Source organism: Bogoriella caseilytica (genome assembly GCF_003752405.1).
Taxonomy (GTDB): domain Bacteria; phylum Actinomycetota; class Actinomycetes; order Actinomycetales; family Actinomycetaceae; genus Allobogoriella; species Allobogoriella caseilytica.
The window spans coordinates 2,848,940-2,873,868 of the sequence record NZ_RKHK01000001.1 but is presented as its reverse complement, the minus strand read 5'-3'; the positions used below and the strand labels follow the sequence as shown (position 1 = coordinate 2,873,868).

Annotated in this window: 21 protein-coding genes and 1 other RNA gene; 7 read left to right on the top strand and 15 right to left on the bottom strand. The window is 67.1% G+C overall.

Annotated features, from left to right (window positions below; all coding sequences use genetic code 11):
• Positions 1-536: 536 nt before the first annotated feature.
• From hisD to EDD31_RS12865, 3 genes are all read right to left on the bottom strand, one after another.
• A complete protein-coding gene (hisD, locus tag EDD31_RS12875) occupies positions 537-1,895 on the bottom strand; it encodes a histidinol dehydrogenase (protein WP_123304505.1) in 1,359 nt (452 codons plus the stop codon).
• Between the two features lie 193 nt (positions 1,896-2,088).
• Complete coding sequence (locus tag EDD31_RS12870; protein ID WP_123304504.1) at positions 2,089-2,946, bottom strand: hypothetical protein; 858 nt, start codon at positions 2,944-2,946, stop codon at positions 2,089-2,091.
• 100 nt (positions 2,947-3,046) lie between these two features.
• Complete coding sequence (locus EDD31_RS12865) at positions 3,047-3,577, bottom strand: RNA polymerase sigma factor (protein ID WP_170163302.1); 531 nt, start codon at positions 3,575-3,577, stop codon at positions 3,047-3,049.
• 158 nt (positions 3,578-3,735) lie between these two features.
• On the opposite strand from EDD31_RS12865, the gene rnpB reads away from it, so the two are divergent.
• Both rnpB and EDD31_RS12855 read left to right on the top strand, forming a co-directional pair.
• Positions 3,736-4,118: RNase P RNA component class A (rnpB, locus tag EDD31_RS12860), an RNA gene on the top strand.
• Between the two features lie 21 nt (positions 4,119-4,139).
• Entirely contained in the window at positions 4,140-4,958 is an 819-nt protein-coding gene (locus tag EDD31_RS12855; RefSeq protein ID WP_123304503.1) for a YaaA family protein, read from the top strand.
• A gap of 18 nt (positions 4,959-4,976) precedes the next feature.
• Here EDD31_RS12855 and EDD31_RS12850 read toward each other — a convergent pair whose 3' ends face one another.
• The 3 genes from EDD31_RS12850 to EDD31_RS12840 form a co-directional block, all read right to left on the bottom strand.
• Positions 4,977-5,732, bottom strand: a complete 756-nt coding sequence (locus tag EDD31_RS12850) for a zinc ribbon domain-containing protein (protein ID WP_123304502.1) — start codon at positions 5,730-5,732, stop codon at positions 4,977-4,979.
• The gene (locus EDD31_RS12845; protein WP_123304501.1) at positions 5,729-6,562 is read right to left on the bottom strand and encodes a Nif3-like dinuclear metal center hexameric protein; all 834 of its coding nucleotides are present in this window, start codon (positions 6,560-6,562) and stop codon (positions 5,729-5,731) included. Before EDD31_RS12845 ends, EDD31_RS12850 begins: the two co-directional genes overlap by 4 nt.
• A gap of 84 nt (positions 6,563-6,646) precedes the next feature.
• Entirely contained in the window at positions 6,647-8,344 is a 1,698-nt protein-coding gene (locus tag EDD31_RS12840) for a S8/S53 family peptidase (protein WP_123304500.1), read from the bottom strand.
• 342 nt (positions 8,345-8,686) lie between these two features.
• Here EDD31_RS12840 and EDD31_RS12835 point away from each other — a divergent pair, with 342 nt between their 5' ends.
• Positions 8,687-9,418: a response regulator transcription factor gene (locus tag EDD31_RS12835; protein ID WP_123304499.1), complete on the top strand. Its 732-nt coding sequence runs from the start codon at positions 8,687-8,689 to the stop codon at positions 9,416-9,418.
• Positions 9,415-11,673: a sensor histidine kinase gene (locus EDD31_RS12830; RefSeq protein WP_123304498.1), complete on the top strand. Its 2,259-nt coding sequence runs from the start codon at positions 9,415-9,417 to the stop codon at positions 11,671-11,673. The genes EDD31_RS12835 and EDD31_RS12830 overlap by 4 nt, the downstream gene beginning before the upstream one ends.
• Positions 11,674-11,712: 39 nt before the next feature.
• Here the strand turns inward: EDD31_RS12830 and EDD31_RS12825 are convergent, their stop codons facing one another.
• On the bottom strand, positions 11,713-12,660 hold the full coding sequence (locus EDD31_RS12825; protein WP_245991202.1) for an NAD(P)/FAD-dependent oxidoreductase: 948 nt from the start codon (positions 12,658-12,660) through the stop codon (positions 11,713-11,715).
• 73 nt (positions 12,661-12,733) lie between these two features.
• Here EDD31_RS12825 and EDD31_RS12820 point away from each other — a divergent pair, with 73 nt between their 5' ends.
• On the top strand, positions 12,734-13,282 hold the full coding sequence (locus EDD31_RS12820; protein WP_123304496.1) for a helix-turn-helix domain-containing protein: 549 nt from the start codon (positions 12,734-12,736) through the stop codon (positions 13,280-13,282).
• Positions 13,283-13,430: 148 nt separating this feature from the next.
• Here the strand turns inward: EDD31_RS12820 and EDD31_RS12815 are convergent, their stop codons facing one another.
• From EDD31_RS12815 to EDD31_RS12790, 6 genes are read right to left on the bottom strand one after another with little or no spacing between them, the layout of a single operon-like run.
• Entirely contained in the window at positions 13,431-14,195 is a 765-nt protein-coding gene (locus EDD31_RS12815; protein WP_123304495.1) for an SDR family NAD(P)-dependent oxidoreductase, read from the bottom strand.
• Between the two features lie 14 nt (positions 14,196-14,209).
• Complete coding sequence (locus EDD31_RS12810; RefSeq protein WP_123304494.1) at positions 14,210-15,652, bottom strand: ABC transporter substrate-binding protein; 1,443 nt, start codon at positions 15,650-15,652, stop codon at positions 14,210-14,212.
• 36 nt (positions 15,653-15,688) lie between these two features.
• Positions 15,689-16,585 carry a carbohydrate ABC transporter permease gene (locus EDD31_RS12805; protein ID WP_123304493.1) on the bottom strand — a complete coding sequence of 299 codons (897 nt, stop codon included), beginning with the start codon at positions 16,583-16,585 and terminating at the stop codon, positions 15,689-15,691.
• An 8-nt stretch (positions 16,586-16,593) separates the two neighbouring features.
• On the bottom strand, positions 16,594-17,565 hold the full coding sequence (locus EDD31_RS12800; protein WP_123304492.1) for a carbohydrate ABC transporter permease: 972 nt from the start codon (positions 17,563-17,565) through the stop codon (positions 16,594-16,596).
• A 21-nt stretch (positions 17,566-17,586) separates the two neighbouring features.
• Positions 17,587-18,426 carry an aldo/keto reductase gene (locus EDD31_RS12795; RefSeq protein ID WP_123304491.1) on the bottom strand — a complete coding sequence of 280 codons (840 nt, stop codon included), beginning with the start codon at positions 18,424-18,426 and terminating at the stop codon, positions 17,587-17,589.
• A complete protein-coding gene (locus tag EDD31_RS12790) occupies positions 18,423-20,150 on the bottom strand; it encodes a GH39 family glycosyl hydrolase (RefSeq protein WP_245991200.1) in 1,728 nt (575 codons plus the stop codon). Before EDD31_RS12790 ends, EDD31_RS12795 begins: the two co-directional genes overlap by 4 nt.
• Positions 20,151-20,314: 164 nt before the next feature.
• Between EDD31_RS12790 and EDD31_RS12785 the strand changes: the two genes are divergently transcribed.
• The gene (locus tag EDD31_RS12785) at positions 20,315-20,989 is read left to right on the top strand and encodes a GntR family transcriptional regulator (RefSeq protein ID WP_245991197.1); all 675 of its coding nucleotides are present in this window, start codon (positions 20,315-20,317) and stop codon (positions 20,987-20,989) included.
• Positions 20,990-21,175: 186 nt separating this feature from the next.
• Here the strand turns inward: EDD31_RS12785 and EDD31_RS12780 are convergent, their stop codons facing one another.
• Both EDD31_RS12780 and EDD31_RS12775 read right to left on the bottom strand, forming a co-directional pair.
• On the bottom strand, positions 21,176-22,138 hold the full coding sequence (locus EDD31_RS12780) for a 3-hydroxyacyl-CoA dehydrogenase family protein (RefSeq protein WP_123304489.1): 963 nt from the start codon (positions 22,136-22,138) through the stop codon (positions 21,176-21,178).
• A gap of 17 nt (positions 22,139-22,155) precedes the next feature.
• Positions 22,156-23,076: a sugar phosphate isomerase/epimerase family protein gene (locus EDD31_RS12775; RefSeq protein WP_123304488.1), complete on the bottom strand. Its 921-nt coding sequence runs from the start codon at positions 23,074-23,076 to the stop codon at positions 22,156-22,158.
• A gap of 136 nt (positions 23,077-23,212) precedes the next feature.
• On the opposite strand from EDD31_RS12775, the gene EDD31_RS12770 reads away from it, so the two are divergent.
• Positions 23,213-24,919, top strand: a complete 1,707-nt coding sequence (locus tag EDD31_RS12770) for a dihydroxyacetone kinase family protein (protein ID WP_123304487.1) — start codon at positions 23,213-23,215, stop codon at positions 24,917-24,919.
• Positions 24,920-24,929 lie beyond the last annotated feature (10 nt).

The window sequence follows — 24,929 nt, the reverse complement described above, 5'->3', positions numbered from 1 at the left end:
CGCGTGCTTGCGCTCAGGCTTCGCTGCGGTCCAGAGCTGGAGAGTGGTGAAGACCCCTGGCACGACGCGCACCAGAGTGCGGGACCCGACGAGAGCATTGAGGTCGTGACGGCTCAGCCCTTGCCGCCTCGCTTGCGCCACGGAAAGGAGGCCAGCGTGATCGAGAAGCGGCGCATACTCGTCGGTGCTCTCGCGCCGGTCCCGATCCAGCGCATCCGTTGAGATAGACATGCCAGGAGGATGCCGCTTCCCGCCCGCCCGGCACGCGGTCGAGCGAAACTCTGTGGAGAACCCGGTTTCGTCCACACCCCGCCCCGTTCCCTTCGGCATTACATCGTGACGACCGCCCCGACGACCGCGGACGCCCTCCACACGACCGCGGACGCCCTCCACGCTGACTGCCGCCGATACCCGCTATTGCCGCCCGCACGCGCGGCATCATCAGCATCGAACGGCAGTCAGCGGGCGGGCGGGCGCGTACAGCGCGCGAGTGGGCACAAGGAGCGAGCGGAGGCGCGCCGGGGCAGCACTCGCCTCTACTCGAAGCGGGCGTTCACCGATTGCGCGTGGGCGGGCAGGTCTTCCGAATGCGCCAGGGCCGTGAGCGGAGCCGCCAAGGTCTTCAGGGCGCGCTCGCCATACTCGACCTGCTGCACCGACTTGATGAAAGCCATCACGCCGAGCCCACTGGCGAACCGCGCTGTGCCACCGGTGGGAAGCACGTGGTTGGAGCCAGCCAGGTAGTCCCCGAGCGGAACCGGGGAGTACGGGCCGACGAAGATCGCCCCGGCATTGCGGATCCGTCCCGCGACGGCGGCAGCATCAGCCGTCTGGATCTCCAGGTGCTCGGCACCGTAGGCATCAGCCACCTCGATGGCACGGTCGATGCTCTCGACCAGCACGGAGGCAGACTGCGGTCCGGAGAGCGCCTGGCGTATCCGCTCGGCGTGGGCGGCATGGGGCACCCGCGCCGCGATCTCAGTGTCGACCGCGTCTGCCAGTTCCACCGAATCGGTGATGAGCACAGAGGCGGCGTGGGGGTCGTGCTCGGCCTGGGAGATGAGGTCCGTCGCTACGTAGGCCGGGTTCGCGTGGGCATCGGCGATGACGGCGATCTCGGTGGTGCCGGCCTCGGAGTCGATGCCGACGGTGCCCATCACGGCGCGTTTGGCCGCCGCGACATAGATGTTGCCGGGCCCGGTGATGACGTCCACCGGCTCGCACAGCTGGCCGGTGCGTGTCCCGGCGCTGCCCGCCAGCGCCGCGCGATCCTCCTCGCTAGAGGCAGCAGCGCCGTAAGCGAACATCGCCACCGCCTGCGCCCCGCCGACGGCGTAGACCTCATCGATGCCGAGGAGACCGCAAGCGGCCAAGACCACCGGCTCCGGCAGTCCCCCATTACTCTGTTGCGGTGGTGAGGCCACAGCCAGCTCTTCCACCCCGGCCACCTGTGCGGCCACCACGTTCATCGCCACCGATGAGGGATACACCGCCAGTCCGCCGGGGGCGTAGAGACCCACTCGGCGTACCGGGACCCATCGCTGACGTACGACGCCGCCGGGCATGATCTCGGTGGCACGATCCTCGGGAAGCTGGGCCGTGTGGCCGGCGCGCAGGTGGGCGATCAGTCGCTCCAGGGCATCACGGACCTCCGGGGCGAGGCTGTCGACGGCTTCGTGGATCGCAGCGATCGGCACTCGAAGATGCGTGGGGCGCACCCCGTCGAACCGCTCAGCGAGATCCCGTAGCGCCGCGGCGCCCTCCTGCCGCACCTGGGCGATGATCGGCTGCACTCGGCTGAGCGCCTCGTCGACGTCCATGGCCGCACGCGGCAGGGCCGAGGTGAGCTCCGCTCCGGTCAGGGGTCGTTCCCGCAGGTCGAGTCGAGTGAGCATGCTCCGATCCTAATTCCGCTAGCCACGCGCTCTCGACCCGCGCCGACTGCCCGGGCACCACCGAAGGTGGGGAGACACGTCGCCCCCGGCGCCAGCTGATCCGCCGGCGCCGGGGGCGTCGTCATCGCCAGGTCAGGCCCTCCACCTGCCCCGACGGGAGTTCATGCCAGAGCCTCCCCCGGCACGAACAGCTCTATTCGATATCGCTCAGTTCGGCGACGGCGAGGACATTCCAGATCTGCTCCTGGGAGTCGGTCAAGGCATAGGCGGGCACGAGCAGGAGGGAGCCGTCGGCGTTCTCGTAGGTCTGCCAGGTCAGTTCGGCGTCGGCGATGGTCAGGATCCCGCCGGGGGCCTGCGTTCCTGGCGGTCCGGGCGGGACCGGGTCGATGCGCGCACCCATGGACGGATCGTTGAGCATCTCGACGGCGTCCTCCGGGCTGATGAGCTCGACCTCGCCCAGATCGAGGAGCTCTGCGCTGCCTGCGTCCGCATCATCGACCTGCAACTGCCACGCCGCAGCCGTGCTCGGGCCCGCAGACAGCTCGGAGGCGAGGAAGAGCACCTCGGTGCCCGACTCCACCTCGTCCTGCATGGGCGCCGGCACGTCCTCCTCGTCGGCGGCATCGTCAGAACCTGCGGTGTCATCCGCCGCCTCGTCGCCATTCTCGTCGGGCTCCGCGAAGACTTCGGCCTCAGGCTCAGCATCCTCCTGCACCGCCGTGTCGAAATCCTCCCCCGCGTCACCAGCCGGGGCCGCGTCGAAGGCCCCCTCACCGAGCCCGCCGGAGCCGAGGAGGAGACCGCCACCGCCGAAGATGACGGCGGCCGCAGCCGCGGCAGCCCAGCCGCTGCCGGTCATGCCACGACGCCGGCGGGCAGCCAGCTCATCCACCGGCTGTTCCGCTCCGTGGCCTGCGACGGAGCGTGCGCCGCCCTCAGCTCGCCGGGCTTCAACTCGCGCGCGCAGTGCTGCGAGGTCCACGTCACCGGTTGCCGGTGCGGCAGCGCGAAGACGCGCCATCGCCTCCGAGTTCCGGTCCGCGGTCATCGTGTGCTCTCCTCACGCTGGGGCAATGGCGCAGCGCACCGCGTGATGACGGGCCTGCTACGGGGTATCTGTTGCTCCGAGAGGCGGTGTTGCAGCGCCTTCATGAGTGACCTCCGGCTCGCTCTGCCCACACGGCCTCCAAGCGCGAGCGTGCTCGGGACAGGGCAGCCGCGGCTCCCCCGCGCGAGATCCCGAGAGCCTCGGCAAGTTCGCTGCCGTCGAGCCCTTCCCAGGCATGCAGCAGCAGGATCCGGCGATCACGTGGGCTCAAGGTCTGCAGTGCGGCCGACACTGCGTCGTCCTCAATCGCCACGGTGGCGGGATCCTCCGCAGAGGTGTCACTGTCGTCGACCTCCTCGACCGGCACGGGCTGCTGCTTGCGCCGGTGGTTCGCGAGCACGAAACCCGCCGTGCGATAGAGCCAGGGCAGCTCGTGCCCCTCGGGGACGTCCGCGCGCCGGCGCCAGGCGGTGGCGAACACGTCGGCGGCCAGATCCTCGGCGTCCTGCCGACCGGCCCGGCGCGCGAGGTAGGCGTGCACAGCTCGCGCATGGTCAGTGAAGAGCGCGTCAAACCACGCCTCGTCACGGGGTGCCGGGTCACCGCGCACACCGCTGGGCTGTTCGTTCACGTCTGCTCCCCGGGAAGATCGGCCGCCTGGAGGGCTCTTGGCTACTGCGTGCCCCGCGACGATGGTGGCACGAACGACCGCCGATTCCGCCGAGGCATGCCCACATGGGTATTGGTTGGCTCTGACAGCAGCTCCGGCCCGTAGACTGAGGGCGCGGATGAGTTGGCCAGGCGGCCGCGTTGCGCCCTTCGGGGCGCACCGAGGAACGTCCGGGCTCCGTAGGGCAGGGTGGTGGGTAACGCCCACCCGGGGTGACCCGCGGGACAGTGCCACAGAAAGCAGACCGCCACCGGGAGGGATTCGTCTCGCCCGGTGGTCAGGGTGAAACGGTGGTGTAAGAGACCACCAGCGCGGCAGGTGACTGTCGCGGCTCGGTAAACCCCACCCGGAGCAAGACCAGACAGCAGGCGCATGAGGGCTGCCCGCCCGATGCCTGCGGGTAGGTCGCTAGAGGCGTGCGGCAACGTACGTCGTAGATGGATGGCCGTCACCAGGGCGTGAGCCCTGGCTACAAAACCCGGCGTATCGGCCAACTCATCCGCACCCGGGATACGATCCGGCGGTGCTTCTCTTGCTGCCGCCCTCGGAGGGCAAAACCCCACCCGACGACGGCCCCCCGGTGGACCTGCAGAGCCTCATTTACCCGGAACTAGCCGGGGCACGGCAACGGGTGCTCACCCGCCTCGCGAAGGTCTCGGCGCAGCGGAATGCCGCCAGAGTGTTGGGCGTGGGCGATTCGCTCTCCCAGGAGGTCGCCGCGAACACGCAGCTGCTCGCCGCGCCGTCCGCACCGGCAGCCGAGGTCTACACGGGTGTGCTTTTTGCCGCTGCTGGGCTGTCGGAGCTGAACGGGGAACCGGCTCGTCGGGCGGCAGAGCATGTGCGGATCTTCTCCGGGTTGTGGGGCGCGCTCTCCCCCGCCGATCACATTCCGGCGTACCGGCTCTCGATGGGAGTGGCCCTGCCGGGGCTGCCGAAACCGCGGGCAGCAGCTGCCGGTCCCGTCAAGCTCGCCACCTACTGGAAGCAGCACCTGGCGGGCGTGCTGGACCGCGGAGAACCGGGGGTCATCGTCGACTGCCGCTCAGCGGCGTATGCGGCTGCGTGGAAGCCTCCCGCCGGCGGCGCCACCTACGCGAGCGTGCAAGTAGTGCGGGAGCGTAATGGCTCGCGCACGGTCGTGTCGCACAACGCCAAGCACGCCCGGGGCCTACTGACCCGGCACCTGCTGACACGCGCTGGGGACATGCCCCGGAGCGCGGAGGAGCTGGCTACCGCGAGCGAGGAGATGTGCGCTGACCCGCAGATGCCGGTACACGGTGTGGAGCTGCACGACGGTCCTGCGAGCAGGCACACGCTCACCCTGATCGAGCGTGGGTGAGACCAGGGCACTGCCCGCTCAGGCTCTGCCGGAGGTCTCTCCGGCGTTCAGCCGCACGAGGATGAACCCGTGATCCTCGGAGACCAGCACCTCATTCTCGGGAGCGGACTCCAGCCATGAACGCTCGGAGAGCGTGAACTCGATGTTCACTCCCTCGGTCTGGAATCCGTGGACGGCAACGGCGCCGAGTCCGCCGGTCTGCGAGCGAGCCTGCTCGTACAGGTCCACCAGTTCGGGATCCAGAGAGCTTGCACTCTGCTCGCGCTCGGCTCGGATCTGATTGACCTCGCCGTCGATGCGGGCGAACTCCGCATCCCTGGCAGCCGTGTGGTGCACGACATCTGCGCGGATGGACTGTTCCTGCGCCTGAAGGGCGTTCACCCGCTCCTCCGCGGATTCCAGGCGCTCCATGACCTCGAGCTGCGCCTCTTCGAGCACCCCTTGGCGCACGGCGAGCTGCTCCAGTTCCTGCTGCAGTGCGAGCAGTTCGCGGGAGAGGCCCTTGCCGGAATCGAGCGTGGCCTGGTGGCGTGCGGCGCGGGTGCGCACCTGCTCGACGTCGGCCTCTGCTTTGGCGAGTTCACGCCGGGCATCATCGGCCTCGGTGCGAGCCAGGGCCAGCTCGCCGTGCAGGTCCTCACTGCGCCCGGCAAGTTCCTTGAGGGTTTCCAGCACCGGAAGTGAGCGTCGCTGGTGGGCGAGTTTGGCCAGCTTGGTGTCGAGCGCCTGCAGATCCAGCAGCTTGCGCTGATCGGCCGGGGATGCGGTGGTCATGGTGTCGATCCTCCCACGGTGAGCGCCCAGGGATCCGTGACCCTGGTGGAAACGTGCACCTCGAGGGTGGCTCCGCGAGTTCGAGCGGCCTCGTCAAGGAGTGCTGCGGCGCGCGGGAGCCAGGGCCACTCGCTCGCCCAGTGCGTCGCATCCACCAGGTAGGGCTTTCCCTCGGCGAGGTGCTCCGATGCGGGATGGTGCCGCAGGTCGGCAGTCAGATACACATCCGCACCCAGTTCGCGCACTGCCCCGAGCAAGGAATCACCGGCTCCGCCGCACAGCGCCACGGTGCGGACCTCCGCCTCGAGGTCACCGCCCACCCGGATACCTTGCGCGGTGGCCGGGAGCACCTGCGCGACGAGCTCGGCGAAAGTGCGCAGGGGCATGGGCTCGGGGAGCTCCCCGATGCGTCCGCTGCCAGTGGTGCCGCCCTCCTCGTGTGGGGCGATCGGACGGCGGCCCTGAAGCCCGATCAGGTCCGCCAGCGCCTCATTGACGCCGTCGATGGCGGCGTCAGCATTGGTGTGGGCAGTGTAGAGCCCGCAGCCACCGCGGATGAGCTGGTGCACCACGCGGCCTTTGGGCGAGGTTGCCGCCACGCTCGAGGTTCCGCGCAGGTAGAGCGGGTGGTGGGTGAGGAGAAGCCCAGCCCCCAGCTCCAGAGCCTCACGCGCCGTCTCCTCGGTGGGATCAACCGCCAGCGCGATACTGCGCACGGGCTGCTCCGGATCGCCCGCCACCAATCCGACCGCGTCCCATTCCTCGGCCGTTGCGGGCGGGTAGTGCTGTTCGAGGATCGCGACGACGTCGCCCAGGGTCAGGTGGCTCATCGTTCCAGCCTAGGTGGGGCGTCCGCCGCGAAGCGATCGCGGTCACGCCGGTCCAACTTGACGGCCACTCTGAGGGATTCTCGCTCATGTCAGCTCCTCCTTGTCGGCTCCGCCGGGACCATCGCCTGATGAGCGCGCGCGACGGACGAGCACGACGGCCGCGAGGACACCGGCGATGGCCACCAGGCCGAGCACGGTCATCCAGACGGGAGTCACGCCTCTCGAGTGACTCTCCGTGACCTCACCGGACTGGGCCGCTTTCCCGGCGCCTTCGCTGGATTGCTCGGTCGGGGGATCATCGGGCTCTTCGGTCGAAGGGCTGCCGGAGCCTGGCTCGCCATGCTCCGTCCCGTGAACATCGTCATCCACCCCCTCGAAATGCTCTGCGTAGTAGTCCTCGTACAGCTCTTCCCTCGCCGGACCTCGGGGGAAGCCTGCGTCGAGTTCCTCTTGACTGTACGTGGGCAGCCATTGCCAGAAGATCTCGTCAGTTTCCACCGGGTGCATGACCGGCGGCGGATCATCGTCGAAAGCCCAGCGCAGACCGCCATAGGTGGGGTGGAAATCGGGGTACTGGGTGGGATCTATGGTCAGAAGCGCATCAAGATCCACGGCGCCGAATCCCCGACGTAGGTCATAGAGCACGTCGTCGGGGCGCTCCGCGTTGCGCACCAGAGACTGCAGAATCTGATGGGGAGTGGCTTCTGGCCAACGCTCCAGAGCGAGAGCCAGGAGCCCGGACACCTGCGCCGCGGAGGCAGACGTCGATCCGGGCGCCACCAACGCGGAACTCCACTCACCGTTCACGATCGCACCGGAGATGGTCATGTGGGTGTGGGTCCCGATAGCGGGCCGGCCACGGTCATGAACGTAGGGATCGGGCGCGATCCCGTTCTCCGCATCCTCCACGAGCCACTGCTCACCGGGATGGTCGTCGACGAATTGACCGCGCTCGTCGCGCATCTCCATGGGCTGCGCGCCGGAGGAATTGGACGCCCAGAATGCGTCGCCCGGAGCGAGCGCATGGGCCCTGACACCACCGTCCAATGCGTACCCCCCTCCCGGAAGTGCCTCAGCACCGGAGTTCCCTTGCGAATTCACGATGATCACCTGATCTTCGAGCACCGCCTGAGTGAGCAGGTCCATCCACTCCCAGTCTCCGCTCTCACCGTCATATGCGTCTTGGAAACCTCGCATCGACAGCGAGATGATGTCTGGATCGGACTCGAGCGCCGAACGCAGTAGGTCAGTGACGCTCTCCCGCTCACCCCACTCGCAGAGCCTCGAGATGGATTCATCACCTAACTCCTCAAGCGCCACGAAAGCCGTGATGGTGGCTCCGGGTGCCATTCCTTGCACCCCCCTCCCGCCGGGCCCGTTGCCACGCCCATTGCCCGCGATCCGCGCCGCCATTGCCGTGCCGTGGGACGCCTCATCGCGGACGGCGCCCAAGGCCGGTGACGGGGAGTCATCGTCAGGGCCTGCAGCGCACACCGAGTCGCCGTCATGGAGGTCCGCGTCCGCCAGTTCCGGCACGTCGGAAGCGACCGGCGTATCGATGAGAGCAATACGGACTCCGCTACCGGTGACTTCCTGATGCCAACGGCCCAGGTTCAAATGATCCACGTGCCACTGCGCATCGTCGAACTCCGCCTCGGTGGCGGCACGCGACCACTCGCCGGCCGGTGCGTCGTCGGGGTAGGCCGCAGCCGCGGCACCGCAGACGACAACCGCTGTCAACGTTCCCACGGCCACTGCTGGAACCCGCCAAGAAGTAGCCATGATCTGCTGTCCTTTCGTCTCCGAGTGAGCGGGCGCGGTCAGCAGGCCTCAGGATGTCTGCGGAAACTCCGACGGTCGTGATCGGTCACCAAATCCGCCCCCTGCCGGTTGTTCCGATACTCGGCAAGCTACCCGCAACGGAGCAGGTCGTCGAGACGTGCGCTGCGCAGCGAGGCATCATCCAGCCTGCGTGAAGTGATCCGGTGGTCTGAGCCGCGCACCCCGGGAATGGGCGGCGTTCGACGACTCCGGGGTTAGGCTGATCGTCGCGAGGTTGCCTCACTATCCTGCCCGCGACGGCATCCCGCGTCACACGACGAGCACCTGAGGAGGGCTGCGCTGATGACTCCCGCGCCCGACCATGAGCGTGTCGAGTCCCGTGCGATATCCACTCCCGCCGGCAGGAACGTCACCGCGCAGCAGCCACGCCCGCGCGGCCCGCGTCGCGTGGGCATCGCCGAGGATCACAACCTCGTGGCACGTGGCCTGATGGGGCTGTTGCACGCTGCCGGCGTGGACGCAGTGCTCGCAGCGACCGTGCCGGGCCTGCTACACATTCACCGCTCGCAGGCCCGGCTCGACCTGGCTGTGCTGGACCTGCGCCTCGCCGACGATTCCTCAGTGACCGATAACGTCCACGCCCTTCGGCAGGCCGGGCTTCCCGTGCTGGTGCTCACCTCCGCCGAGTCTCCTGCGCTGCTGCGCGAAGCCGCACGGGCCGATGTGCTCGGCATCGTGCGGAAATCTCTCACCGAAGGTGAGATCCGTGACGCGGTGCTGGAGGCGCTCCATGGCCGGCCCGTGACGTCCCTGGAGTGGGCGGCAGCCGTCGACGGCGATCCACTGATCCAGGACGCCGGACTCACCGAGCGCGAACGCGAGATCCTCGGGCTCTACGCCGCCGGTGTCCCCGCCAAGGCAGTGGCCCGAGCCACCGGACTCTCAGCAGGCACGGTGGCAAACTACATCTCGCGCATTCGGGCCAAGTACACAGCTGTCGGTAGACCCGCAGCCAGCCGCGTGGATCTCTACCGCCTCGCTGCGGAAGATCACCTCATCGAAGGCCGCGAGTGAGCGAGAGCGCCGTCTTCGAGACCCGCACCGCGGAATCGAGAACACGGCGCGTCCTCGGCGTAGCACTCGGAGTTGCCGCGTTGTTCTACGCGATCAACGGCTACGGCACCGCCACGGCGCAGCTTGCGCTCATGCCTCCCGTGGCAGTGGTGCTCTATCTGGTCGTCAGCATTGCTCCGATCGCGGTGGGCCTGGCCAGTGTGTGGGCGCCGGACTGGGGCATTCGCGCACTGGGCAGCGTCCACTGTCTGGTGTATGCGGTGAGCCTGGTCTCCTTCGTGCCGCTGTTGGGAACCTCCAGCCTGCCGCTAAGTACCACCCCGTGGACCTACGAGGTCACCGTCGTGGCCACTGCGGCGTCCGCGCTGTGCTGGCCCGCCCGCGCTGCCTGGAGCTACGCGGTGCTGATTTCCGCCGCTGCCGGAGTGGTCCGCTATGCCACGCTGCCTGGAGAGGACCTCACCCGCGGATTCCAGGACGGGGCGATCATCCTCGCCGTCGCCGCCATCTTCGTGGCCCTGCCCCAGCTCGCACTCCGGGCGGGGCAGGAGCTCGATGCCGCGGGCGCTCGCGCTCGGGAGGAAGCCACCAACGATGCGAGAGTACGGGCCGTCCAGAGCGAGCGGATCCGGTTAGATGCGCTGATGCACGATCACGTGCTGGCGCTGCTGCTCGCAGCCGGCCGTTCCGGTGACCAACCCGCAGAGCGAGCGGAACTCCAGGCGCGAGCCCAACGGGTCGTCGAGCTACTGCCCGCCCCCGACAGTGCCACGCTCGACAGCCACATGACCGCCACCGATTTCCTTCAGCGGCTCCATGAGAGCACCCCAACGGCCTTTGAATGGCGCGAGGCGGTCCTCCCCGAACAAGATCTCGCAAGCGTGAGGCTGCCCCAGAGCGCCGCGCATGCTCTCCTGGGTGCCGCGGCAGAAGCCGTGACGAACTCTGTGCGCCATGCCGGCCCGGCCCAACGGTCCATCGAGGTGCACATCACGGCTCCGACTCGGGTGGACGTGGTTGTCGCCGATGACGGCCGCGGCTTCTCGCGCGATGCCGTTCCGGCCGAACGCCTGGGTGTCCAGCTCAGCATGGAGGCGCGTGTGAACTCCGTGGGCGGGAGTGCTGACCTGCAGAGCCGACCGGGCGAGGGCACCACCGTGCGGCTCGCCTGGCCGGCGCTCCACGAGACCGGGCGAATGCGAACGAGAGCGGTCGCGAAAGACCCGTCCGAGGTCAGCACACCCACCGACATCTCTTCAGCATTGCGGCTCGGCGCATGGCCGGCCTGGCTGCTGATGGCGGCCTTCACCGTCGCCAACGCGCTCAATACGCTCAGCACCCTGTCAGAGGTCTACTGGCCTCCGTACGCCATCCTGACGCTGCTCGCGGTGACCACCGGTGCGTTCCTGCTGTGCCAGCCGGCGCCGGACCCCTACGTGCGCCTCCCGTCGATCCTCGTCGTTCTTCTGGTCATCGGAGTCTCCTTCGCAGCGTGGAACGTGCCGCCAGGTCACCTGGGCACGCCCACCTCGTGGTTCCTGCTCTCCTCCGCGATCCTGCTGTTCTTCCTCGCGGTACGGGGCCGCATCGTGCTCGCGTGGTTCGGCTTCGCCGTGCACATGGTCATCGTTACCTGGGCCGCGCTCGCGGCGGGTTTCACCCCCACCGCAGCCCTCAGCTTCACCATCCCTCACGCCGTCCCCATCCTGGCCGCCAGCGTCTTCGTTCCGCTCCTGCGCAGCACCCTCGCTCAGGTGCGGCAACTCCAGGAGGAGGCGCGCACCCATGCCGCAGCGCAGGAAGGCGCCCGCGCCGGGCTCGCCGAACAGGAAAGGCGCATGCGCCGACTCTGGGACATCTCCGAGGAAGCACTCACGCACCTGGCCTCCCCGGCGCCGCTGACTCCGGCGGATCGCCACGACTTCCTGCTCACTGAGGCCGCTGTCCGGGACTGGCTGCGCGGCGGTCCGCTGGCCACGCCTGAGGTGCTTGCTGCAGCTCGCACCGCTCGAGAGCGAGGAGTCCGCATCAGCCTGCTGGATGACTCTCACGGCTCAGCGAGCCCCCAGATCCTCGCCCGAGTCACCGGGGAGGCGGTCGCCGCCCTGGCGGAGGCGAACTCCGGGGACGCCGTGATCCGGCTCCTCCCCGCGGGCCGATCCCTGGCGGCCACCGTTCACACCGGGGCACGGACCCTCATCATTCCGGCCATCGATACCAGCATTTCCGCCGACGTGGGAGATTCCACGGCGTGATCCGGGCTTCTGATCTGCGCACCTCCGCAGGTCCGGCAGTCAGGCGACAGCGAGATCGAAGTCCTCGGTCACCATGGCCATGTTCGCCATCGCGCCTGCCATGGTGCCGGCGGAGATCGCCATGGGCACGTTGCCCATCGGTACAGACAGGTTCCCCGGCGCCCAGATGCGGGCGTGGCTGGTCTTGCTCGACGCGTCTACCTGAAGGAAGCTCCCGACAGGGCCCTCGGCTCGCTCCAGGTTGAGCCCGGCGAGGTAGCCGTCGTTCGGGATGAGCTGACCGCCGGTGAAAAGGGCATCGATGGCGATCTCGCGGCCATCGCTGAGGACGACGGCGCCGATATCGGGCGCATCGCCGCGAACGTCGATGACCTCCGCGGGTTCGATCACGACGCCTCGCGAGCGGAGTCGCCCCGCCGTTGCGTCGTCGAGCTGACCGGCGCCGGCGCTGAAGAAGGTCAGGTCCTCGGTCCACTGCCGCAGCAGCTCGGCCTGGTGCAGATTCATAGGACTGGTTGCGAGGACACCGAGCCGCTGACCGCGTACCTCCCAGCCGTGACAGTAGGGGCAGTGCAGCACCGTCCTGCCCCACCGTTCGGCCAAGCCGGGAATCGGGGGGAGCTGATCACTCACACCCGTGGCGGCGATGACGGTGCGGGCCGTCAGGCGCTCGCCTGAGTCGAGCTCGAGCTGGAGCAGCCGAGGCCCGCTATCGGCGGGTTGCTCTCGGACCGTGCTGACGTTTCCTTCGCGCAGCACGACGCCGTACTGGGCGACCTCGCGCGCGCCGCGACGGAGGAGTTCCCGCGGTGGCAGGCCTTCATGGCCCAGAACGGTGTGCATGTGCTCCGCAAAGCGGTTTCGAGGGCTACCGGCGTCCACGATCAGCACACGCCGCAGTGCCCTGCCTAGTGTCAATGCTGCGGCCATGCCGGCGGCTCCGCCACCGACGACGATGTTGTCCCAAGGGGTGGTGTCTGTAGTCATGGAGACATCATGTCCACGGTTTGCGATATCAGGGTACGCTCTTGCGGTATCTGCAAGAGGTGAGGAGAGGCGCATGGACGAGCTCGCCCAGGTCGGACCGCGATTGCGGGCCGCACGGATCGCCAAGGGCTGGACCCTCGAACGCCTGGCCCGGGCGGCCAGCATCTCCGCGAGCACCCTCTCGCGCTTGGAGTCCGGCAAACGTCAGGCCAGCCTGGAACTGCTGGTGCCGCTCACCCGCCAACTTGGGATCGCCATCGAGGATCTGATCGTGACGACGATGGCCGATCCGCGCGTGCGGCGCCAGAGCTGGGAATCGGACGGGATGGTCGTGCATCCGCTCTCACCGGAGACCTCGCCGGTCAGCACCTACAAGGTTCACTACCGCCCCTCACCACCGGTGCAGGAGCTCCGCTCTCACGACGGCTACGAGTGGCTCTACGTCCTGTCCGGGCGGATGCGGCTCCAACTCGCCGATCGCGAGATCGTGCTCTACAAGGGCGAAGCCGCAGAGTTCGACACGCACACTCCTCATGCACTCACCGCCCTGGGTCCGGAGGACGCCGAGGTGATCTCGATCTTCAACGAGGCCGGCGCCCGCTTCCACACTCAGGCGCCGTAAGGCGAGGAAACCGAGGTCCAGCCCATCCCGACTCCCCCACCACTGCGGTTGTGCTCACTCGATGTCGTTCCGCAGGGCCTGGGACCACCTGAGAACGACGCGAAGTGAGCACAACCGCAAGGGGGACGACATCGGCGTGCGCCAGGTCTCAGTGCATGTAGAGGCCGCCGTCGACGTTGAGGGTCTGACCAGTGATGTAGCCGGACTCCTGCGAGACCAGGAAGGCGATGGCCGCAGCGACGTCCTCGGCGGTGCCGACCCGGTCCACCAGGAGCTCCTGGGCGAGCAGTGCCTTGCGCTCCTCGGACAGCCGTCCACCCATGATGTCGGTGTCGATCGGACCAGGAGCGATGGCATTGGCCGTGATCCCACGCGGACCGAGTTCGCGCGCCACCGCACGCGTCAGTCCGATCACGCCTGCCTTAGCCACCGAGTAGGGCGTCTTGGAGTAGGTGCCGCCACCGCGCTGCGCCGAGACCGATGACAGGGACACGATGCGCCCGACGCCGTCCATCAACCGCGCGGCGCTCCGGGTCACGTAGTGCACACCGAAGAGGTTGATACGCAGCACGCGATCCCACTCCTCGTCACCGAGTTCCTCATACGGCACCGGTGAGCTCACGCCGGCGATGTTGGCCAGCGCCACGACCTGCGGAAGATCCGACCCCGCAATCCGTGTCATGGCGGCGTCCACCGCGTCAGGGTCGCTGACATCCACCCCCAGCCCCAGAGCAGGCCTGCCATAGTGCCGGCCGAACTCTGCGGCAAGCTCCTCCACCGCGACGGCATCAACATCGAGCAGCGCAATTGACCAGCCATCGTCGGCCAGTCGCCTCGCCGTGGCCCGTCCGATGCCTCGGCGAGAACCGGCTCCGGTGACGATCGCGGTGCGTTCAACAGGGAACGTCTCCATGGTTGCCTCTCCGCTCAGTAGGTGTAGTCGACGCCGCGTTCCCAGTCAGGGAACTCCCAGTCACTCCGGGACACATTCGCGCCTTCATCCGCTGCGCGCTCGATCGCCGAATCGCGCATGCGGTTGTGCGCGTCATTGAGATCGATCAGCTGCTGACGCAGGTCAGAGATGTCCCCACCGAGGTATCCCTGGATGATGTCTCCCAGCGCGGGAGAGACCGGCTGCTCCAGCGCCAGCGCCTCGCCCACCTCGACATTGCGCACCTGAGCCTGCGGAGCGCGGAACACACGCTGCTGGAACTCCTCGACGAGCCAGGCCCAGGGTTCGATGACGTCAGCGTCAGCCACGACATCGAGGTTCAGCGGCGGCTGATCCATCCCCACAGCGAGAGCGGTCTGGTAGTCGTCCCGCGTGAAGGTCTCGATCAGTGCGCTCGCCGCCTCGGGATTGTCCGTGGTGCCGCTGATCAACCAGTCCGAGCCCCGGGCGCCGCGCGTGGCGACGACATCCTCGCCCTCGGGAGTCAGCATGCCGGCCACTGCCATGGATGGCAGGAAGTCCTCGTTCAAAGACCTGACACCACCGGGTGAGTACGGGCCATCGATGTGGAAACCGATATTGCCGGCCGCGAAGCGTCCCCGAGCATCGGGAATCTGCAGTGAGTTCGTTCCCGGCAGTAGCCAGCCGTTGTCAGAGATCTCCTTGTACAGCTCGATCGCATTGATGTAGGTGTCATGGTCGTACGCGTACTCGCCGGTGTCGTAGCGCATGCCCTCGAAGCCGGGGAACCCGCCGGCTTGGGCCAGGTCATTGATCTGTTCCCCCATCCGGCCGGCAGAGCCCAGGGCGATGGTCATCGGTGCGTACTCACCGTGATCGGCGATCGCGCGGAGCGCCTCACGCATTTCGTCATAACTGTGCGGCGGCTCGAAGCCCACCTCCTCGGCGATCTCGGAGTTGTACCAGGTGCAGGCGATGTACTGCTTGTCGGTGAAGGCCGGCAGTCCGTAGATGACGCCGTCCAGCATCGTGAGACCCTCGACGAAGCTGCCCTCCGGAAGGCGGTCCATGGCCTCGTCGGAGAGCTCCAAGGGGTGGACCCATCCGGCATCGACCAACGCCGGCAGTGGCAACCCGAGCAGGTTGGAGTAGACATCCGGCAAGGAGTTGCTCTGATTGGCCAGCTGGAGGGCCTCCGTGGCACGCCCCGGCTCGTTGTAGGAGTACGTGATGGCGGTGCCGATGCGCTCACCTTCCTGCGCCGCCCACTCACGGTGGAGGTTCTGCAGACCACCGAAGTGGTCCCACCACTCGAGGCTTCCGCCACCACCTCCCCCACCGCCGCCACCGCCGTTTCCGCTGGTGGGTGGCGGACTGTCCGAACAGGAGGCAAGGAAGGCGGCCACTGATGCTGCACTGACGCCGCCCAGAAAGGTACGGCGAGTCCATGGGGACATGAGATCTCCTCGTTGAGATAGATGGATCAAGACGAATCAGGACTTCACCGCTCCCGCGATGCCCTCGACGAAGTAGCGCTGCATGAAGGCAAACAGGGCGACCACGGGAAGCATGGACAGCACGCCGGCTGCGGCCATGCCGGTCCAGTCGGTGGAGTTCTCCCCGACGAAGGCCTGCATTCCCACGCTCACCGTGCGCAGAGCCGGATTGGAGAACGAGAACACCAGCGGGAGGAAGAAGGCGTTCCACGTGAAGAGAAAGGTCAGGATCGAGACGGTGGCGGTCACCGGCATCGACAGGGGCAGCATGATGCGGCCGAAGGTACGGAAGAAGCCCGCGCCATCCACGATCGAGGCTTCCTCAAGTTCTTTGGGCAGGCCGCGGAAATAGCCGGCGTACACCAGGATGAACGCGACATGGGATCCTCCGGCGAGCGCGAGGATCATGCCGAGGTGGGTATCGAGAATGCCCAGGCTCATCGAAAGGTGCACCACCGGGATGATCGTGTACCCGGTGGGCACGAACATCGTGGCCACCAGGATCACGATGATGATCCGCGAGCCCGGGAACCGGTAGCGACCAAGCACGTACCCGGCCAGAGCGCAGCGCACCACCACCAAGACCGTGGTCGCGACCGTCACAATCACGGTGTTGACCAGATAGCGGCTGAAGTTCCCATCGGTCCACGCCCGGCGGTAGTTCTCCCACTGCATGACCTCGGGAATCAATCCGAGGCCGCCGCCGAAGACCTCACCGGGCGTCTTCAGAGAGGTGGAGAGCATCCAGATGAAGGGATACACCCAGAGGAACGCGAGCCCGAGCAAGAGGGCGAAGGCACCCCACCAGAGCGTCCGTCGACTGATACGACGGCGGCCGTGCTGGGCCGCAGGGCTGGGCTGCTGACTCACCTGCGCCTGCTGCTTCGGCGTCATGACTGCACTCATCGCTGCCCCCTCATGCGACGTGAGACTGTCAGGCCCCACACCTGGAAAATGACGAAGACCATGACCAGCAACCCGAAGAGCACCGCTGCCGCTGAAGCGAAGCCGAGCTGCGGGATCGAAGCGGCGAAGGCCCACCGGTAGATGAAGATCTCGATGATCTCGGTGCTGTAGTAGGGACCGCCGGCCGTCATGGTCTGCATGAGGTCGAAGGCCCGGAAGCAGTCCTCGATGGTCAAGATGGTGATGATCAGCAGGAAGGGCAGCAGCATCGGCAGCGTGATGTACCGGAACAGATTGACCGGGCCGGCGCCATCGATGCGGGCAGCCTCGTACAGGTCTTTCGGGATGGTCTGTAGCGCAGCGAGCCAGTAGACCAGCGTGATACCGAAGAACTTCCACACGTACACCACGGCCGAGGTCAGGAGCGCCGTCGAGGACGAGCCCAGCAGGTCGACGGGCCCGAGCCCGAGGAACTGCGCCACCACCGAGGGCGGCCCGTTGGCAGGGTCGAAGATGAATCGCATGACCACGCCGACGATCGCCGTCGTCGTCACGACCGGGATGAAGAACGCGGTGCGGAAGAAGCCGGAGAAGGGCAGCCGAGGGGAGTTCAGGACCAAGGCCAGGAGGAACGCTCCCATGACGCGCAGCGGCGTCACGATGAGCATGAAGACCACCGTGATCCGCACCGCCGACCAGAACATGGGATCGGCCAGCACGGCCTCGTAGTTGCTGATGCCGACATAGCGCTGTTCAGCGCTGAACCCGTTCCACTCCACCAGGGAGTACCAGTAGCTCGCCACCATCGGATAGAGGGTGTACAGGCCGTAGAGCACAATCGTGGGCATCAAGAAGGCGTAGATCCAAAGATTGCGGCGCCTCAACCGCTTGCGGAACTCAGGCCGGTCACCGGCCGCCGCTGGGGGCGGCATGGTGGCGACCGGTGTGCCGAGTGTCGGGCTCGCCATCGGAACCACACTCCTGACAGGTCAGCGGATTTGACTGAGGGAGAAGGAGCGGGGGTCGTTCCCCGTCCGTTGCCCGGCTTCGAGCGCATCGATGGCGCTGATCTGATCCGGGGTGAGCGCGACGTCGAGCGCCGCGTTGCTGCGCATGCGCGCACTGGAGACGGTCTTGGGGATCACGATGCTCCCCTGGTCCAGATGCCAGCGCAGGATCACTTGGGCTGGACTCATCCCGAGCTCTCTCGCGAACCCCGTGATGGTGGGGTGCTGCAGATCAGCTCCCTGGCCGAGCGGCGAGTACGCCTCGACGGCGACTCCCCGGGCACGACACCAGTGGACCAGGTCGTTCTGCTGGAAAGTGGGGTGCCGTTCGATCTGGTTGACCGCGGGCAGCTCGCTGGCGAAAGCCGTCAACTCCTCCAGATGTTCCACCAGGAAGTTCGAGACTCCGGCAGCGCGCAAGGAGCCGGTAGCCACCAGGCTCTCCAGGGCCCGCCAGCTGTCCTGCCAGAGTCCCGCCGCAGGGTTGGGCCAGTGGATCAGGTAGAGGTCCAGGTACTCGAGGCCAAGCTGCTGGCAGCTCTGGCCGTAGGCACGCCGGGCGCTGTCGAAGCCCTGGTCCCCGTTGCGCAGCTTCGAGGTGATGAAGAGTTCCTCACGTGGCAGCCCCGAAGCGCGCAGAGCTGCTCCGACCCCCTGTTCGTTGACGTAGGCCGCAGCCGTATCGATGTGCCGGTACCCGATCTCGAGTGCCTCCTCCACTACCCGCTGCGCCTCGTCCGGCGGGACCTGGAAGACTCCGAGTCCCAGTTGCGGGATGGTGACGTCTGCGCCGATCCGGACGGTGCGGTTCAGAGCACTCATCCCTGCGGCTCCAGGACCAGCAGGGACAGTGACGGCAGTGGGAGCGCGATAGTCAGTCCGGCCGAACCTGATTCCGGCGTCACTGTGCTCGGCGCTGCGAGCTGCTCCAAACCCTGCCGTTCCTTGATGGCGCGCAGCTGGTCAGGGCCGGGCACTTGCGGAGAGCCCTGCTCCTTCCATGCAGTGTGGGAGTTGCTGTGCTGGCCGTCGATGCGGAAGTGGCGGAGCTGGTAGCGCGCCGCCCGCAGACCCGAGAGTTCGAGCGCCACCTCCGCCAGAGTCTCGTCGTGTTGGTACTGGTCGTCGGTGTGGCGCCACACCAGGACCGCAATGGTTCCGGACTCGGCCCGCGAGGCCAAGGCATCGATCTCCTCAGGCATGGAGGCACCACTGGCATGGTCAATGCCGGCCACCTCCTGCGCGGCGTCCGAAGTGGCCTCGATACGCCGCTCACCCAACGTGGCCAGCGCGCGGTAGGCGTTCAGGAATGGCTTCTCGATCCCGCCGGCGGTGAGGAAGGAACGCGTGCCCTCGAAGTAGCGCTCCCCTTCGAAGTAGAAGCTCCATGAGGTGGCGTGCGCGACCGAAGCTTCCTCGAGCTCGTTCAGGTCAAGGAGCTTCTTCATGAGCTTGACCTGGAACACCGGGTAGTACTCGGTGTTCTGGAACTCGAAGTTCGCGTTGTCATAGAAGGTGTGGTGGGCCGGGACGCCGGCGTCACATTCATCGACGATCGCGGGCAGATCGCGATACTCCTCGAACTCGGCCATCACTCGGAGCAGGCGCTGGACCTCGAAGATCATCTTGTTCGCCGAGGGGTTCTGCTTCTCCGGAGCCGGCCCGCCAGTGGGCCCATACACCCGCCACGGGGTGAAGGCAGAACCCTTGGTGTGGAAGGAGACGAAGTCCAGAGGGTCCTGATGGTCGCGAGTGTGCTGCAGGAATCCGCGCAGGAACTGCACGCCGCCGCCGGTGACGGAGGGCCCACCCACCTTGGCCTCGGGGATGGCCTTGCGCACCGCACGTGCCGTGACGGAGTAGAGCTCGTAGAACTCCTGCGGGGTTCCCCGCCAGTAGAAGATGTCCGGTTCGTTCCACAGCTCCCAGAGCCAGGTGCTGACTTCCTCGAGCCCGTAGCGCTCCAGGCAGTGCTGGGCGTGGGCGGTGATGAGGTCACCCCAGCGTTGATAGTCCTTGGGCGGATAGGCCCAGGTGCCCGCTTCGTAGTTGCTGTAGGCGGTGGGGCTGGGAACCACCTCGAGCTCTGCGGCATGGTCAGGAACCAGATCGCGTGGGGTGAAGGCCAGCTCCACCAGCACATGGTTCCCGGCTTCGACGATGGCGTCGTAGGCCTGGTCGACCATGGTGAAGTCGTAGAACGGATTGCCTTGGGCGTCCTCGTGGTAGACGTTGCCGTTGCCCCAGTGCGGGATGGCGAAACCGTTGCCCGAGCAGAAGACGTAGTGCGGTCGCACATGGACGCCTTGCTTCGCCAGGCCGCCGAAGGTCGTGAGCAGCTCACGCCCGGTCGGCATGTACGTCCAGTTGAACTCGTCGTAGCCGATGCTCTCCCAGATTCGGGCAAGCTTTCCGCGGTCGACGGTGGCGTCCACGCGGATCGTCGCGGCATGAACGTGGGGGGCGTCTGGGTCGCTGGGGGCGGCCTGGGGGTAGGGCGATTCCGTCTTGCCGATACCGGGATTGAAATCGGTGTCCGTAGTCACGTCGTCGTGCACCCTTCCGAAGTGTTCGGGACCGTCGTCATCGACGGGTTGCGGGGAACACTAGGGAGTAGATTGCAGATTGTCAACAATCTCCAATGACTGTCGGACCTGGCGAATGCCTGCCATCATGCGGTGATGCCGGCACGCGACGTAGAGAAGGGAACATGACGATGGCGTCATCCGTGGAGGCCCCCCGAGCAGCCCTGAGTGACCACGTGGTGCAGGTGTTGCGCGACAAGATGGCCAGCGGGGAACTCCAACCTGGCGAGCACCTCCGTGAACTCGAGCTCGCCTCTCAGCTCAAGGTCAGCCGCGGCCCGGTACGGGAGGCGCTCGCACTGCTAGCCCGCGAGGGGCAGATCGAGATCCGGCGCCATCGCGGCGCTTTTGTCAGCGTGCTCACCAAACGCGACGTCGAGGAGGTGCACACCCTGCGAGCGGCGCTCGAGGCGCTGGCCGCAGAGCGCGCGGCCACCCGGATGACCCCGGAGCACTTCGCCGAACTCGACGAGGTGCTCGCCGAGATGAAGGTGACCTCGGGCAGCGTCAAGCCACAGGACGCCGTGCGGCTGGACCTCGCCTTTCACGACGTCATCTACCGTGCGGCCGACCACACCCGCCTGAGTTGGGTGTGGACCTCGATCCGCAGCCAGGTGTCCTTCTTCCTGCTCACCCGCAACATCAACTTCCCGGACTTCCCCACCGTGGGGTACCCCGAGCACCACGAACTGCGCACCGTGCTGGCCAGTGGCGACCCGGCCGCCGCGCGGGTAGCTGCTCAGAAGCACATGAGTGGTGCGTACTCGCGCCTGAGTGAGCTGGAGCTACCAGAGCAGTAAGGGCCGGACCAGCCACATGCCCACACCAGTGCCTGGCGCGGGCACCTTTGCGCTTGTGCTCGGCAAGCGTTGCTCCACTTCGCCGTCTCGCGGTTCGTAGCGACGTCGAGTGAGCACAAACGCGAAAGGGTAGGTGGGTCAGGGAGCTCAGGCAACCCACTGATGGGCTGTGTGGGCCGATCTGCGTCAGCTGCGGCGCGGTGCCGGGCCCAGCTCGCGGAGCAACTCCCCCATTTTCGAGTAGGCCTTGTTGCGGTAGGCGATCAGCGCTTCGCGAGTGTCGTCGTCGTAGTCTGCGGCCAGCCCCTTGCCGTTCTTCACCCCGTACCGACCGGATTCGACGGCATCGGAGATCAGTCGCGGAGTGCCCAGGCGTTCACCGAAGGCCTCCTCGATGATCCCGAAGGCCTTCTGGTAGACGTCCAGTCCGGCTTGATCGGCGATAGCGAAGGGGCCAAAGAAACCGAGGCGGAAGCCAAAGGTGGTGCGCACGATGGTGTCCACATCCTCCGTCGTCGCCACCCCCTCCTCGACCACGGAACACGCTTCCTTCAGCAAGGCGTACTGCAAACGGTTCAGCACCATCCCCGGCACGTCGGCGACCTGTGCACCTTGACGGCCGGTCCGCACCAGCAGTTCCTTGACCGCCTCGACCACCTCAGGCGCCGTCGCCTCCCCGGCCACGAGTTCGACGCCGGGGATGAAGGGCGCCGGGTTGGAGTAGTGCACGGTGAGGAATCGTTCAGGGTGCTGTACGGAGGGTGCGAGCACCCGGACCGGGATCGTGGAGGTGTTCGTCCCGATGATGGCGTCAGGGCGAGCGTGAGCGGAGATCTCCGCCAGCACGACCGTCTTCACCTCCGGGCTTTCGAATACTGCTTCCTCGATGAAGTCGACATCCGCCACGGCGCCGGCCAGGGAGTCTCCTGCCGTGAGATGGGCACGGATGGTCTCGGTCGAGCCGGATCTGTACAGGCCCTGGTCCTCGAAGTCCTGAGCCTCACGGAGCAATCGGGCGAGGCCGGCCTGGGTCGCCTCAGGATCCGTGTCGACGATGCGCACCTGCAGGCCGGCCAAGGCGAGGCTCTGCGCGATACCACCACCCATGTATCCGGCACCGACCACCGTGGCTGTGGAGATTGGTCGCATGGATTGTTGCTCCTCACTTATCGCAGTGCCGAGCTGAGCACCTGGCGGATGTAGTCACGGTTCTCGGCGGCCACCCCGAGAGAGTCGCTGCCGTAGTGCTCGCAGCAGAACACGCCGGTGTACCCAAGCTCCACCGCCTGCCGGATCACGGCGCGGTAGTTGATGATCCCGTACTTCAACGGCACGGGGGCGGAGGCATAGGAACCGGTGGCCGGGTCCTCGTCGCGGAGGTAGTTCTTGATATGCCAGAAGTTCGCGTAGGGCAGGACGGCGGCGTACATGTCCTCCCACTTGGGGATGGGGCGGTGCAGGCGGACCAGGTTGCCCAGGTCCGGGTTCAACCCCACCGCCGGGTGATCGACGTCCTTGAGGAAGCTGATCGCTTCCTCCGGAGTACCGACGTAGGTGTCCTCGTACATCTCCAGACTCACCTCGATGCCATTGGCGGCGGCATGCTCGCCGAGCTCGCGAATGCGCGCCACGGCCAGGGGGCGGAGCTGCGGATCGTCCACGTGCCCCTCGGCGAGCCAGAACCACAGCGCCTGTTGCTGCGCCGGGGTCAGGGCCTGCATGAATCCGGTGTTCACCACGGGAACGCCGAAGTGCGGGGCGAGATCGATCAGGCGATGCGCCAGTCGCAGGTTCTCCTCGCCGTTGGCCACATCAACGACTGAACTCCGGGTCATCGAGATCGAGCCGATGGCCAGGCCTTCATCGTCGAGGACGGTCTCGAACTCCTTCAGCCGCGCATCGGAGAGGGCCGCGATCGGCAACCACGCATCAGAGGGGTCGATGTGCTCGAAGCCCAACTCACGCACTTGCCGGAGCTGGCGGGCCCAAGTACTCGCGGGCGCTTCGACGATCGGGCTGCCGTCTGCGGCGCGCGAGCCGAAGGGCAGCATATTGCAGGCGATCGGCCACGTTTCTGCAGTGAACATCCTCGTCCTTCTCAGTAGGCAATATCCTATATGATAGTTGACAGTGGCAGCTCTCACGTCAACGTGACAGGCTCGAAGCAACGATTCCGCCGCCCCACCCGGCCCCGCCCCGGCCAACGACGCCCGAGGAAGAGTCATGACCTACTTGATCAACAAGGCCGAGGATTTCCCGGCCGAGGCGCTGGCAGGTTTCGCTGCGGCGCACCCGCAATACGTGACCGCCGTCCACGGCGGCGTAGTTCGTTCCACCGAGACTCCCCCGGGCCAGCCCGCACTGGTCATCGGCGGCGGCTCAGGCCACTACCCCGCCTTCGCCGGCTGGGTTGGTCCAGGACTGGGGCACGGCTCCCCCTGCGGCAACATCTTCTCCTCGCCCTCCGCCTCCCAGGTCTACTCCGTGGCGCGGTCGGCCGAGAACGGCGGGGGCGTGATCATGGGCTTCGGGAACTACGCCGGCGATGTGCTGCATTTCGGCGCGGCCGCGGAGAAGCTGCGCGCCGAGGGCGTGGACGTGCGCATCATCATGGTCAGCGACGATCTCGCCTCGAACACAGCGGAGAACCATCGCGACCGGCGCGGGATCGCCGGTGACCTCCCCGTGTTCAAGATTGCCGGGGCCGCCATCGAGGCGGGCGCGGACCTCGACGAGACCGAGCGTGTGGCCTGGAAGGCCAATGACGCCACCCGTTCGCTCGGCGTCGCTTTCGACGGTTGCACCCTGCCGGGCGCTGCCGAGCCGCTCTTCCACGTCGAGCAGGGCACCATGGCCATCGGTCTGGGCATCCACGGCGAGCCGGGTGTCCGCGAGGAGCCGATGCGCACCGCTGCCGAGATCGCCGATCTCCTGGTCGACGGCGTGATGGCCGAGGCACCCGAAGCGCATTCCGGGCGCGTGGCGGTCCTACTGAACGGCTTGGGCACAGTGAAGTACGAGGAGTTGTTCGTGGTCTACCGCCAGGTGGACCGGCGACTTCAGGAGCTCGGCCTGACGGCAGTGCGCCCCGAAGTTGGTGAGCACGTGACCAGCCTGGATATGGCAGGGCTGTCGCTGACGCTGGTCTTTCTCGATGAGGAACTCGAGGAGTACTGGCTTGCGCCGGCTGACACCCCGGCTTTCCGGCGCGGCGAGGTACCCGGAGAACGCACCCAGCGCACCACGGTGTACCAGCCGGGTGAGGCGGAGATCCCCTCGTCGTCGGAGAGTTCCCGCGCACTTGCCGGAGCCATCGTCACGGCGCTGGACACGCTGCACCGTACGTGTGTGACGCACGAGGAGGAACTCGGCCAGCTCGATGCCGTGGCCGGTGATGGTGACCACGGTGCAGCCATGGTGGCGGGATCACGAGGTGCCACCGCAGCCGCGAAGGAGGCCCTCGCCCAGGGTGCCGGTGCCCGTACCGTTCTCATCCGTGCCGGTTCTGCGTGGTCCGAGGCGGCCGGCGGGACCTCGGGGGCCTTGTGGGGAGCGGCCCTGACGGCAGTCGGTGGCTCCCTCAGCGACGACGACGGCGCAGACGTGGCGACCCTGGTGGCAGCGCTCCTTGCAGGCATCGGAGCCGTGGAGAGGCTCGGTGGCGCGAAGGCCGGTGACAAAACCATGATGGACGCCGCACTGCCTTTCGCTGAGCAGCTCCGTGCACACTTCGACGCCACCGGCGATCCGGAGGCCGCGCTGGCCGAGGCCGCAGGTGCGGCTCGGAGCGCAGCAGCGGAGACCGCCGAGATCACGGCACGACTGGGGCGCTCCCGGGTGCTCGGAGAGAAGAGCCTCGGCACGCCCGATCCCGGCGCACATTCCTTCGCACTTCTGATGACCGCACTCGCTCAGCACATCAAGGACTGAAGGAGAAACC

Excerpts from the sequence above, each read along its gene's own strand:
- hisD (WP_123304505.1), bottom strand. The coding sequence starts at position 1,895 with ATGCTCACTCGACTCGACCTGCGGGAACGACCCCTGACCGGAGCGGAG.
- EDD31_RS12870 (WP_123304504.1), bottom strand. The coding sequence starts at position 2,946 with ATGACCGCGGACCGGAACTCGGAGGCGATGGCGCGTCTTCGCGCTGCC.
- EDD31_RS12850 (WP_123304502.1), bottom strand. The coding sequence starts at position 5,732 with ATGACCACCGCATCCCCGGCCGATCAGCGCAAGCTGCTGGATCTGCAG.
- EDD31_RS12845 (WP_123304501.1), bottom strand. The coding sequence starts at position 6,562 with ATGAGCCACCTGACCCTGGGCGACGTCGTCGCGATCCTCGAACAGCAC.
- EDD31_RS12840 (WP_123304500.1), bottom strand. The coding sequence starts at position 8,344 with ATGGCTACTTCTTGGCGGGTTCCAGCAGTGGCCGTGGGAACGTTGACA.
- EDD31_RS12835 (WP_123304499.1), top strand. The coding sequence starts at position 8,687 with ATGACTCCCGCGCCCGACCATGAGCGTGTCGAGTCCCGTGCGATATCC.
- EDD31_RS12825 (WP_245991202.1), bottom strand. The coding sequence starts at position 12,660 with ATGACTACAGACACCACCCCTTGGGACAACATCGTCGTCGGTGGCGGA.
- EDD31_RS12820 (WP_123304496.1), top strand. The coding sequence starts at position 12,734 with ATGGACGAGCTCGCCCAGGTCGGACCGCGATTGCGGGCCGCACGGATC.
- EDD31_RS12815 (WP_123304495.1), bottom strand. The coding sequence starts at position 14,195 with ATGGAGACGTTCCCTGTTGAACGCACCGCGATCGTCACCGGAGCCGGT.
- EDD31_RS12810 (WP_123304494.1), bottom strand. The coding sequence starts at position 15,652 with ATGTCCCCATGGACTCGCCGTACCTTTCTGGGCGGCGTCAGTGCAGCA.
- EDD31_RS12805 (WP_123304493.1), bottom strand. The coding sequence starts at position 16,585 with ATGACGCCGAAGCAGCAGGCGCAGGTGAGTCAGCAGCCCAGCCCTGCG.
- EDD31_RS12800 (WP_123304492.1), bottom strand. The coding sequence starts at position 17,565 with ATGGCGAGCCCGACACTCGGCACACCGGTCGCCACCATGCCGCCCCCA.
- EDD31_RS12795 (WP_123304491.1), bottom strand. The coding sequence starts at position 18,426 with ATGAGTGCTCTGAACCGCACCGTCCGGATCGGCGCAGACGTCACCATC.
- EDD31_RS12785 (WP_245991197.1), top strand. The coding sequence starts at position 20,315 with ATGACGATGGCGTCATCCGTGGAGGCCCCCCGAGCAGCCCTGAGTGAC.
- EDD31_RS12780 (WP_123304489.1), bottom strand. The coding sequence starts at position 22,138 with ATGCGACCAATCTCCACAGCCACGGTGGTCGGTGCCGGATACATGGGT.
- EDD31_RS12775 (WP_123304488.1), bottom strand. The coding sequence starts at position 23,076 with ATGTTCACTGCAGAAACGTGGCCGATCGCCTGCAATATGCTGCCCTTC.
- EDD31_RS12770 (WP_123304487.1), top strand. The coding sequence starts at position 23,213 with ATGACCTACTTGATCAACAAGGCCGAGGATTTCCCGGCCGAGGCGCTG.